At 57.8% G+C, this 11,713-nt stretch carries 4 protein-coding genes and 3 rRNA genes; 1 reads left to right on the forward strand and 6 read right to left on the reverse strand.

The features are described from left to right. The first annotated feature begins 34 nt into the window (after positions 1 to 34). Positions 35 to 880, forward strand: coding sequence for an acyl-CoA thioesterase (locus F8A90_RS15045; RefSeq protein ID WP_200017749.1), 846 nt, complete (start codon positions 35 to 37; stop codon positions 878 to 880). 157 nt (positions 881 to 1,037) lie between these two features. Here F8A90_RS15045 and F8A90_RS15050 read toward each other — a convergent pair whose 3' ends face one another. The 6 genes from F8A90_RS15050 to F8A90_RS15075 form a co-directional block, all read right to left on the reverse strand. Then, positions 1,038 to 1,316: a hypothetical protein gene (locus F8A90_RS15050; protein ID WP_200017750.1), complete on the reverse strand. Its 279-nt coding sequence runs from the start codon at positions 1,314 to 1,316 to the stop codon at positions 1,038 to 1,040. Positions 1,317 to 1,706: 390 nt separating this feature from the next. Beyond that, positions 1,707 to 1,822, reverse strand: a 5S ribosomal RNA gene (gene rrf, locus F8A90_RS15055). Between the two features lie 137 nt (positions 1,823 to 1,959). Beyond that, positions 1,960 to 4,845 (reverse strand): 23S ribosomal RNA (locus tag F8A90_RS15060). A 242-nt stretch (positions 4,846 to 5,087) separates the two neighbouring features. Then, positions 5,088 to 6,628 (reverse strand): 16S ribosomal RNA (locus tag F8A90_RS15065). The 16S, 23S and 5S rRNA genes sit together here, the layout of an rRNA operon. 602 nt (positions 6,629 to 7,230) lie before the next feature. After that, entirely contained in the window at positions 7,231 to 8,217 is a 987-nt protein-coding gene (cobA, locus tag F8A90_RS15070) for a uroporphyrinogen-III C-methyltransferase (protein WP_233593356.1), read from the reverse strand. Then, positions 8,186 to 11,035, reverse strand: coding sequence for a molybdopterin-dependent oxidoreductase (locus F8A90_RS15075; RefSeq protein ID WP_200017759.1), 2,850 nt, complete (start codon positions 11,033 to 11,035; stop codon positions 8,186 to 8,188). The genes cobA and F8A90_RS15075 overlap by 32 nt, the downstream gene beginning before the upstream one ends. Positions 11,036 to 11,713 lie beyond the last annotated feature (678 nt).

Here is an 11,713-nt window from a genome sequence, read left to right on the forward strand (position 1 = left end):
CCGAGCGCCTGCCCCTCAGCACAAGGATAGATTCATGACCCAAACAGCTACTGCGCCTCTTGAGGCACTGGTCACCCTGCTGGGTCTTGAGACCCTGGAAGAGAACCTGTTCAGAGGGCACAGTCAGGACCTCGGCTTCCCTCAGCTGTTTGGCGGACAGGTACTCGGACAAGCGCTTTCCGCAGCGACACGCACGGTGCCGGTCGAACGCCAGGTCCACTCTCTGCATGGCTACTTCCTGCGCCCGGGCGATGCCCACAAGCCCGTCATCTATCAGGTTGACGGCGTGCGTGATGGCGGCAGCTTCACGACCCGCCGCATCAGTGCCATCCAGAATGGCAAGACCATCTTCTTCTGTAGCGCCTCCTTCCACGGCAAGGAGGCAGGCTTCGCGCATCAGCTCGCCATGCCCGATATCGAATCTCCAGAGCAGTTGATCGAACAGGGGGCACGCATCGAGCGCTACGAAGGCCACCCCATCGAGTTTCTGCGACTGAAGGCGCCAGGCTCGGCGAGTGATGATGACGCCTGCCCACCACCACGCCAGCGGCTGTGGTTCCGACTGGCAGGCGAGCTGCCGGAAGATGATGCCCTGCATCGCTACCTGCTGACATACAGCTCCGACTTCAATCTGCTGGCGACAGGCCTCGGCGGGCATGGCGTGCGATTCGGATCGCCCGAACTGCAAATGGCGAGCCTGGACCACTCGCTATGGTTCCACCGCGATGTACGCGTCAATGATTGGGTTCTCTATGAGATGGATAGCCCCTGGGCGGGAGGCGCGCGCAGCTTCGCTCGCGGCAGCCTCTACAACCGGCACGGCGAGCTGGTGGCATCCAGCGCCCAGGAGGGCCTGACACGCCTGCGCAAACGTCCCTGAACGAATCGCCCTGAGCGAGTTGCCCTGAGCAACGATGCCCCTCTTGAGACATTCTCAAGAGGGGCATCGTCAATTTGGCTGCGTCTATCTACAACCTACAACCCACAGCACTAAGAGTAGCGCACTGCGCTTCACTATTATCACGTCAATAGGGGAGTCACTTCAGTGCTGTCCTGACGCGCGTACAGTTTTCATCCCGATAGCGCTGCTTGTAGTCATTGCGCTGGGACTGCCAGCTTCGCATCTGGCCCGACGACCCGCCGCCGCGGCGCCTATCGGTATAATATTCGATCTTGTCCTTGATGAACTGACAGCGCTCTATCTTCCTCTCTCTCTCACCGGCAGTTGCCATTTCTGATGACATCAGCCCCAGCAAAAGAGCCATTATCCCTGCCAATAGAAGTCTTGATGGATAATATGAAAAGTCCCTCGACATGCCGCCTCCCTGCGCCTGTTAATGGATAACTTCAATGAGTGATATTCAATGACTGTGCAGTCACCGAGCAGGTGCTGCAACAGCAAAGATATCTCCCGATAAAGATATCTCTCAACAGCGTGGAATGCCTGTCGGTAGAGTCCAACCACACTAGAGTGCCAACACGCTTTTCAAGTGATACGGGTCCATATACAAGGATGCCTCTATCACAGAAGTGATAGAGGCATCCTTGTATCATATAGCTAATATAGCTCATGCAACTCTGTCTTGTGCTGAAGGCATTTACCCCAGCACGGCTGTTCTTCTGCACCACTTTTCCTGCGCACCACTTTTCTACGCACAAAGAGAACCGCCCCTGCAGCAAGGCTACAGGGGCGGTTCGGGATAAGTGCCTGACGATGACCTACTCTCACATGGAGAAACTCCACACTACCATCGGCGCTAAGCGGTTTCACTTCCGAGTTCGGCATGGGATCGGGTGGTTCACGCTCGCTATGGTCGTCAGGCGAAACGGTGGCATCTTGCGATGCCTGAGTCTCGAGGCTTTTGGCCTCGCGACTCGCAATATGAATCATGCTGACCGATATGTCTCGATCCTGTCGCAATCCCGGCGGTTTGCCTGGGCAAACCCCTTGGGTGTTATATGGTCAAGCCTCACGGGCAATTAGTACTGGTTAGCTCAACACATTGCTGTGCTTCCACACCCAGCCTATCAACCTTGTAGTCTTCAAGGGCCCTTCAGGAGGCGCAAGGCCTCAGGGAAGTCTCATCTTGAAGGGGGCTTCCCGCTTAGATGCTTTCAGCGGTTATCCCGTCCGAACGTAGCTACCGGGCAATGCCATTGGCATGACAACCCGAACACCAGAGGTTCGTCCACTCCGGTCCTCTCGTACTAGGAGCAGCTCTTCTCAAACTTCCGACGCCCACGGCAGATAGGGACCGAACTGTCTCACGACGTTCTAAACCCAGCTCGCGTACCACTTTAAATGGCGAACAGCCATACCCTTGGGACCGACTTCAGCCCCAGGATGTGATGAGCCGACATCGAGGTGCCAAACACCGCCGTCGATGTGAACTCTTGGGCGGTATCAGCCTGTTATCCCCGGAGTACCTTTTATCCGTTGAGCGATGGCCCTTCCATACAGAACCACCGGATCACTAGAACCTACTTTCGTACCTGCTCGACGTGTCTGTCTCGCAGTCAAGCACCCTTATGCTCTTGCACTCAATGCACGATTTCCAACCGTGCTGAGGGTACCTTCGTGCTCCTCCGTTACTCTTTAGGAGGAGACCGCCCCAGTCAAACTACCCACCATACACTGTCCTCGATCCGGATAACGGACCTGAGTTAGAACGCCAATGATGTCAGGCTGGTATTTCAAGGTTGGCTCCACCGCATCTGGCGACGTGGTTTCAAAGCCTCCCAGCTATCCTACACAGACAACATCAGCATCCAGTGTAAAGCTATAGTAAAGGTTCACGGGGTCTTTCCGTCTAGCCGCGGGTACACAGCATCTTCACTGCGATTTCAATTTCACTGAGTCTCGGGTGGAGACAGCGTGGCCATCATTACGCCATTCGTGCAGGTCGGAACTTACCCGACAAGGAATTTCGCTACCTTAGGACCGTTATAGTTACGGCCGCCGTTTACCGGGGCTTCGATCAAGAGCTTCGCGTGAGCTAACCCCATCAATTAACCTTCCGGCACCGGGCAGGCGTCACACCCTATACGTCCGCTTGCGCGTTTGCAGAGTGCTGTGTTTTTAATAAACAGTTGCAGCCACCTGGTATCTTCGACCGGTAAGAGCTTACGGAGCAAGTCCTTCACTCGAACCGGTGCACCTTCTCCCGAAGTTACGGTGCCATTTTGCCTAGTTCCTTCACCCGAGTTCTCTCAAGCGCCTTGGTATTCTCTACCTGACCACCTGTGTCGGTTTGGGTACGGTCGCATGTGATCTGAAGCTTAGAGGCTTTTCCTGGAAGCGTGGCATCGATGACTTCCTGACCGTGGTCAGTTCGTCTCGCATCTCGACCTCAGAGGAACCGGATTTGCCTGATTCCTCGGCCTACATGCTTTCACCAGGACAACCAACGCCTGGCTCACCTAGCCTTCTTCGTCCCCCCATCGCAACCACATCCGGTACGGGAATATTAACCCGTTTCCCATCGACTACGCGTTTCCGCCTCGCCTTAGGGGCCGACTCACTCTGCTCCGATTAACGTAGAACAGAAAACCTTGGTCTTCCGGCGGGGGAGTTTTTCACTCCCCTTATCGTTACTCATGTCAGCATTCGCACTCGTGATACCTCCAGCAGACTTCTCAATCCACCTTCATTGGCTTACACGACGCTCCTCTACCGCTCATCCATAAGGATGAACCCGTAGCTTCGGTACCTGATTTAGCCCCGTTATATCTTCCGCGCAGGCCGACTCGACTAGTGAGCTATTACGCTTTCTTTAAAGGATGGCTGCTTCTAAGCCAACCTCCTAGCTGTCTGAGCCTTCCCACATCGTTTCCCACTTAATCAGGATTTTGGGACCTTAGCTGACGGTCTGGGTTGTTTCCCTTTTCACAACGGACGTTAGCACCCGCTGTGTGTCTCCCACGCTGCACTCACTGGTATTCGGAGTTTGCCTCGGGTTGGTAAGTCGGGATGACCCCCTAGCCGAAACAGTGCTCTACCCCCAGCGGTGATACGTGAGGCGCTACCTAAATAGCTTTCGAGGAGAACCAGCTATCTCCGGGCTTGATTAGCCTTTCACTCCGATCCACAGCTCATCCCAGCATTTTTCAACATACTTGGGTTCGGGCCTCCAATTGATGTTACTCAATCTTCACCCTGGCCATGGATAGATCGCCCGGTTTCGGGTCTATACCCTGCGACTGGTCGCCCAGTTAAGACTCGGTTTCCCTACGCCTCCCCTATACGGTTAAGCTCGCCACAGAATATAAGTCGCTGACCCATTATACAAAAGGTACGCGGTCACACCACGAAGATGCTCCCACTGCTTGTACGCATACGGTTTCAGGATCTATTTCACTCCCCTCGCCGGGGTTCTTTTCGCCTTTCCCTCACGGTACTGGTTCACTATCGGTCAGCCAGGAGTATTTAGCCTTGGAGGATGGTCCCCCCATGTTCAGTCAAGGTTTCTCGTGCCCCGACCTACTCGATTTCACGTGACTCAGACTTCGACTACGGGACTATCACCCTGTATCGTCAGGCTTCCCAGCCTGTTCGTCTGTCAGTTGTCACGCTTAAGGGCTGGTCCCCGTTCGCTCGCCGCTACTTGGGGAATCTCGGTTGATTTCTTTTCCTCCGGGTACTTAGATGTTTCAGTTCCCCGGGTTTGCCTCTATAGGTTATGTATTGGCCTATAGATACTCACCTGATGGTGAGTGGGTTTCCCCATTCGGAAATCGTTGGGTCGCAGGGTATTTGCCACCTCGCCAACGCTTATCGCAGGCTATCACGTCCTTCATCGCCTCTGGCTGCCAAGGCATCCACCGTATGCGCTTAATCGCTTGACCATATAACCCCAAGGGGTCTGTCAAGGATCACGAATCTGTCGGACCTCTCCGACATATCGTTTTGATGGAGATGTGCTTGGCGCACATTCCATCGTCAGCATGATTCACATTGTTAAAGAGCGGCTGTTCAGAGAACAGTGAGAAGCGCGCTCTGATGAGCACGCTTGCCACTGCCGGCTAAGCCAGCAATAAGATCAGGTAATTCGTTGTGAGCACTTGCCGCGAGCAGTAGACAGTGTCGATAAGGAGGTGATCCAGCCCCAGGTTCCCCTAGGGCTACCTTGTTACGACTTCACCCCAGTCATGAACCACACCGTGGTGATCGCCCTCCCGAAGGTTAGGCTAACCACTTCTGGTGCAGTCCACTCCCATGGTGTGACGGGCGGTGTGTACAAGGCCCGGGAACGTATTCACCGTGGCATTCTGATCCACGATTACTAGCGATTCCGACTTCATGGAGTCGAGTTGCAGACTCCAATCCGGACTGAGGCAAGCTTTATGGGATTGGCTCCACGTCGCCGTATTGCAACCCTTTGTACTTGCCATTGTAGCACGTGTGTAGCCCTACCCGTAAGGGCCATGATGACTTGACGTCGTCCCCACCTTCCTCCGGTTTGTCACCGGCAGTCTCCTTAGAGTTCCCGACATTACTCGCTGGCAAATAAGGATAGGGGTTGCGCTCGTTACGGGACTTAACCCAACATTTCACAACACGAGCTGACGACAGCCATGCAGCACCTGTCTCAGAGTTCCCGAAGGCACCAATCCATCTCTGGAAAGTCCTCTGGATGTCAAGGGTAGGTAAGGTTCTTCGCGTTGCATCGAATTAAACCACATGCTCCACCGCTTGTGCGGGCCCCCGTCAATTCATTTGAGTTTTAACCTTGCGGCCGTACTCCCCAGGCGGTCAACTTATTGCGTTAGCTGCGCCACTAAGTCCTCAAGGGACCCAACGGCTAGTTGACATCGTTTACGGCGTGGACTACCAGGGTATCTAATCCTGTTTGCTACCCACGCTTTCGCACCTCAGTGTCAGTGTCAGTCCAGAAGGCCGCCTTCGCCACTGGTATTCCTCCCGATCTCTACGCATTTCACCGCTACACCGGGAATTCTACCTTCCTCTCCTGCACTCTAGCCAAGCAGTTCCAGATGCCGTTCCCAGGTTGAGCCCGGGGCTTTCACACCTGGCTGACTTAGCCACCTACGCGCGCTTTACGCCCAGTAATTCCGATTAACGCTTGCACCCTCCGTATTACCGCGGCTGCTGGCACGGAGTTAGCCGGTGCTTCTTCTGCGAGTGATGTCTTTCCTCGGGAGTATTAATCCCAAGGCGTTCTTCCTCGCTGAAAGTGCTTTACAACCCGAAGGCCTTCTTCACACACGCGGCATGGCTGGATCAGGCTTTCGCCCATTGTCCAATATTCCCCACTGCTGCCTCCCGTAGGAGTCTGGGCCGTGTCTCAGTCCCAGTGTGGCTGATCATCCTCTCAGACCAGCTACGGATCGTCGCCTTGGTGAGCCATTACCTCACCAACAAGCTAATCCGACATGGGCTCATCCGATAGCGCAAGGTCCGAAGATCCCCTGCTTTCTCCCGTAGGACGTATGCGGTATTAGCCTGAGTTTCCCCAGGTTGTCCCCCACTATCGGGCAGATTCCCATGCATTACTCACCCGTCCGCCGCTCGACGCCTTCTAGCAAGCTAGAATCGTTTCCGCTCGACTTGCATGTGTTAAGCCTGCCGCCAGCGTTCAATCTGAGCCATGATCAAACTCTTCAGTTGAAAGCTTGATAGTCTGTTAAGCAGACCAAACTTGGTTCAGAGTCAAACTTCTCGTGAGAGGCTTGCTCCGATATTTGGTGACCTTGTCACCACTCATCGGCAAGCGCTCACACGAATTACCTGATCAAATTTTTAAAGAGCGTCGCGGTTAAGCGAGGAGGCATATTCTACTTGGAACGCTTGAGAAGTCAAGCACTTGATGATGAGTCAGTCGACTGCCTCTAAGCATCATCAAGCGGTGAGGAGCGTTGCTCGATCACCTGTTCCGTAAGGAGTGCGGCGTATTCTAGCGAATCGCCCGGGATTGTCAATCGATGATATCGAAGCGGGCTTCAAAAACATCAAACAAAACAATCACCTGCAAACCTCTTTCACCGCTGGTAACGCCATGCGTCCCCGGCAGCGGATGCGTACTTTACGCACGAACCGCCGTGAGGGCAAGGGCTATTTGGCAGTAATGCCCAAAAGAGTGCAAAGCAGGCCCATGCGTTACCAATGCCATCAGAGCCAGACCTCAAAGGGCCCACATGGAAAGCCCTCTATACCGTCAGTTTTCCACGGGCGCTTCCAGCGCCACCCCATCAAGCGCACCTTCCAAACCCTCAACATGATTCTTCAAAAGCCTCCCTGCAAGACATGTGAGCCGCTGCATGCGCGACGGCATCGGCCAGCGCACTCTCTCGCCCCGCCGCCATCTGACAGACACTGCCCACAATGATGAGGCATGGGGTCGGCAGCAGATGCTTGGCCAGACGTGCCGCCATATTGCCCAAGGTGCCATGTAGAGTCTGCTGCTCGGGAAGGCTGGCATTGGCGACCAGCATCATCGGCCAGTCCGCCGGCAATCCATGACGCTGCAGCTCATCACAGATCACCTCGAGACGATTGAGCCCCATATAGAAGAGAAGCGTTTCATCGCGACGCGCCAGCTGCTGCCATTCAGGTTGCTCGCTCTTGCTGCAGAGCTGAGCCGTCACGAAACGCAGACGCTGTGCATGCGCCCTGTCCGTCAATGGCATCCCCAGGGCAGCGGCCGCACCGGAAGCTGCGGTGATGCCCGGCACGATATGACGCGTGATGGCGGCATCATCGAGGGCCGTGAGCTCCTCCCCCATGCGCCCGAAGACACCGGGGTCGCCGCCCTTGAGGCGCACGACTCGCATGCCCTCCCCCGCCAGGCGCACCATCAGCGCACCGATCTCTTCCTGCGGCACACTATGATTGCCGCAGGCCTTGCCGACGTAATAGCGCTCACAGTGAACCGGTAGCTGAGCGAGAATCTCATCGCCGACCAGGCGGTCATAGACAACCGCATCCGCAGCATTCAGCATTCGCCAAGCCTTGAGCGTCATCAGGTCCGGATCCCCCGGCCCCGCGCCCACCAGCGCGACCTGGCCCGGAAGAAACGCCTCCCAGGCGGGAGAAATCCCGTTGGCGTCGCTGCGCGCTGGCGCATGCCGATTCTCGCCACGCCATCCGCGTCGCGACATCAGGCCATCGGTCAGCCGCGCCATGAGAATCCCGAGAGACTCTGTGCTGCTGGATACCGACATCAGGTCACGCCATTTCCAACGAATCAGTCCGCTCATCGGATCGCTCCTCTTCCACAAGACGTTTGAGTTCAGGCAGGCAGGAACCGCAGCGAGTGCCGCAGGCCAGGCGCGCGCCCAGGGCTTCCACGGAATCGTCACCGGACTGGATGGCCTGGCGAATGGTCAGCTCGCCGACCTGATGACAGGCACAGACCATCGCCCCGACATCCGCCTGCCCGGAGAGACGACCGGCCAGCAGGCTGCGGCGCTCATGCACGGAGAGCTGCTCTGATGCGAAGCATTCGCCCAGCCAGGCGATATTGGGCTGGCGATCGAGATGCGCGTCACCCGGCATCACCTTCAACCACCAGACAAGGCGCCCATCACGAAAGCCCGCGGCACTGATGCCTCCCAGGGCGGTGTCCTGCGCCCAGAGCCCCGCCGGGACACCCAGATGGCTTTCGCACCAATGCGGCCAATCCGGCTGACCCTGACCTGCCAGCTGGTAGCGCACCAATGCCGATTGCGGAATACGCGCCCAGTAGCGCCCGTCGAGCTGGGTCACGGCATCTGCCAGATCCTCACGCTCAGCCAGGATGGAGGGGGCGATCAACAGAGTGGCCTGCCACTCGCACGGCAATGGCGCGACCTCGACCGCGCCATGCTTGGATTCCGGCTGACCGGAAAAGGGATCAACGAGCCCCGCCAGCAGCGCACCGACCCGGGCATGACTCGCGAAGTGGTCGCTCCAGTGCATCGGAATGAACACCTCCCCGCGACGCTGGCCACTGCTGATGCGCACGCGAGCCCGATAATCCCCACGTAGCCCGCCCTGCTCATCACGCCCCTTGAGTTGCGCGAGACCACCATCCTGCAAATCGCGAGCCGCGGCATCCTGCGGATGAAGCTCCACGAAAGGCTCGGCACGATGATTCATCAGGCGGGCACTGCGCGCGGTGCGCGTCATGGTGTGCCACTGATCACGAATGCGCCCGGTATTGAGGCGCAGCGGCGCCGCATCGCTTAGCGCCTGTTGCGGCAATTGGGGTACTACGGGCACCAGGCGTGCGCGACCATTGGGCGTATTGAAGGTGGCATCTTCGAACAGGCGCGGCGTGCCGACCAGCTCGCCCTTGTCCCCACGGCGTACCGGCCACTGGATCGGCTTGAGCGCGTCGTAGCCCGCGCGATCCAGCTCCGCCAGCGGCGCGATGTTGAACAGCCGCTTGACCGAAGAAGTCGCCGATGGCTTGCGACCGGCCTTGAGACGCGGCGCAGCATTGCGAAACCCCGAGAGACGAGCGTGCTCTCGAAAGATCGCGTGGGGGCCCGAGTAACGGAAAGCCTCCTGAAAGCCCATGCGCTTGCCGACCTCCGCCAGCTGCCACCAGTCATGACGCGCTTCGCCCGGCGGAGTTAGCAGGCCCCGCTGGCGAGAGATGCAGCGCTCGGAGTTGGTGACGGTGCCATCCTTCTCGCTCCAGCTGCTGGCCGGCAGCACCACATCGGCGTAATCCAGGGTGTCACTGTCGGCCATGCACTCGGAGACGATCACCAGCGGGCAGGCCGCCAGCGCCGCACGCACTCGTGCGCTATCCGGCAGGCTCACCGCCGGGTTGGTCGCCATGATCCACAGTGCCTTGATCTCGCCGCGCCCCAGCGCCGCAAACAGCTCGACCGCCTTGTGACCTGGCCTCTCGGGCAGGTTCGGGGCCTGCCAGAATTCGCTGACCAGCGCCCGCGCGCCCGGCGTGTCGTAATCCATATGTGCCGCCAGCTGGTTGGCCAGCCCCCCGACCTCGCGACCGCCCATCGCATTGGGCTGCCCGGTGATGGAAAACGGCCCCGCCCCCGGTAACCCGATCTTGCCGCCCGCCAAATGGCAATTGATGATCGCGTTGCCCTTGTCGGTGCCACTGGTCGATTGATTCACGCCCTGGGAAAACAGCGTGACCACATGCAGCTGGGTGGCGAACCAGTAATAGAAGGTCTCGAGACGCTCCACGTCGATATCGCAATCCCGCGCGATCACCGCAAGCGAGCAGTCGTCACGCTTCGCCTGCTTGAGCGCTGCATCGAAGCCCTGGGTGTGGGCCTCCAGATAGAGACGGTCGGTGCGTCCGCGTTCGGCCATATAGGCCAGCAGGCCATTGAAGAGGCGCGCATCACTGCCGGGGCGAATGCCCAGGTACAGGTCCGCGATCTCGCAGCTATCGGTCAGGCGCGGGTCGATCACCACGATACGCAGCAGCGGATTGTCGATACGTGCCTGCTTGAGACGCTGGAACAGCACCGGGTGATTCCATGCCAGATTGCTGCCGACCAGCACCACCAGTTCGGCACGTTCGAGATCCTCATAGCTGCAAGGCACAGCGTCTGCCCCGAAGGCACGCTTGTGCGCCACGACGGCCGAGGCCATGCACAGCCGCGAATTGGTATCCAGGTGAGGCGTACCGATGAAGCCCTTGAACAGCTTGTTGGCGAGGTAATAGTCCTCGGTCAACAGCTGTCCCGACAGATAGGCGGCGATGCTGTCCCCACCATGGGTGCTGCGCAGCTCACCGAAGCGAGCGGCGATCAAATCCAGCGCCGTATCCCAGCTGACCTCTCGCAGCACACCTGCAGCATCACGTATCTGCGGATGTGTCAGGCGTCCGCTGGGTGACAGTGTCTCGGCAAGCGCAGAGCCCTTGACGCACAGACGTCCGTAATTGGCCGGGTGGTCGTCATCACCACTCAGAGACGCGATGCGCAGACCGCCCGGCGCCTGCTCAAGCTCGACAGCCACACCACATCCGACACCACAATATGGGCAAGTGGTGGTGGCACGACACGAGGTGGGGTCCGAGGTGTGCGGGGGACTCTTGATCTGCATCGATATCACTCCCTGGTGCTTGGAGCACGAAAACATTGGCCACGAAAAAGGCGCCTGACGACCGGACACGAATGTCGGTCATCAGGCGCCTTTGCCTGTTGTTGATAGCGGTCAGACCCTGAACGGGTCGCTGCGAGACATGACAGATATCGCCGCCATTGGCTGGATGAAGCGCTCCGAGTCCTCGTCGACTCGAACCCATATCCCTCGATCATGCCGCACAGGTATTGTCCTGAAGAAGGCAGATACCAGACCAACAGCAACACTTCATCTTGGATAACAGCGACTTGCGCTACACAGGCTCTGCAAGGTAATGAGAGAACCTGAGCCCCCTCGCTACCTGACACCCTTTGACGCACCAGCCCTGTGCACCTCGAGAGATGTCTGCACCACACTCTGACGTTGAGGCACTCTCTCATGCCCCTTCCCCTCGTCAAGGTAGCTGCACTGAACTCTCGCCCTGCTCACAAACCAATGAAAACAAGAGTTTTTTTATCAATCGGCATCAAATTCGCTGTTGTCTTGGCAGGTTGGGTCAATGACGACCCCGAATCGCAGGTCTCGCAACGCATCACTCTGATGAGTGACATGCAGCAGCCAACGGTCCGCCAGACCTGCCGCAGTGCCGGGTAACAGCGACATCGTCACCTGATACTGCCACTCGCTATCCAATGCTTA

The sequence above is a fragment of the Cobetia sp. cqz5-12 genome (assembly GCF_016495405.1).
Classification (GTDB): domain Bacteria; phylum Pseudomonadota; class Gammaproteobacteria; order Pseudomonadales; family Halomonadaceae; genus Cobetia.

What these genes read in the sequence shown, in the direction of transcription:
- F8A90_RS15045 (WP_200017749.1), top strand. Translation starts at nt 35, where the DNA reads ATGACCCAAACAGCTACTGCGCCTCTTGAGGCACTGGTCACCCTGCTG.
- F8A90_RS15050 (WP_200017750.1), bottom strand. Translation starts at nt 1,316, where the DNA reads ATGTCGAGGGACTTTTCATATTATCCATCAAGACTTCTATTGGCAGGG.
- cobA (WP_233593356.1), bottom strand. Translation starts at nt 8,217, where the DNA reads ATGAGCGGACTGATTCGTTGGAAATGGCGTGACCTGATGTCGGTATCC.
- F8A90_RS15075 (WP_200017759.1), bottom strand. Translation starts at nt 11,035, where the DNA reads ATGCAGATCAAGAGTCCCCCGCACACCTCGGACCCCACCTCGTGTCGT.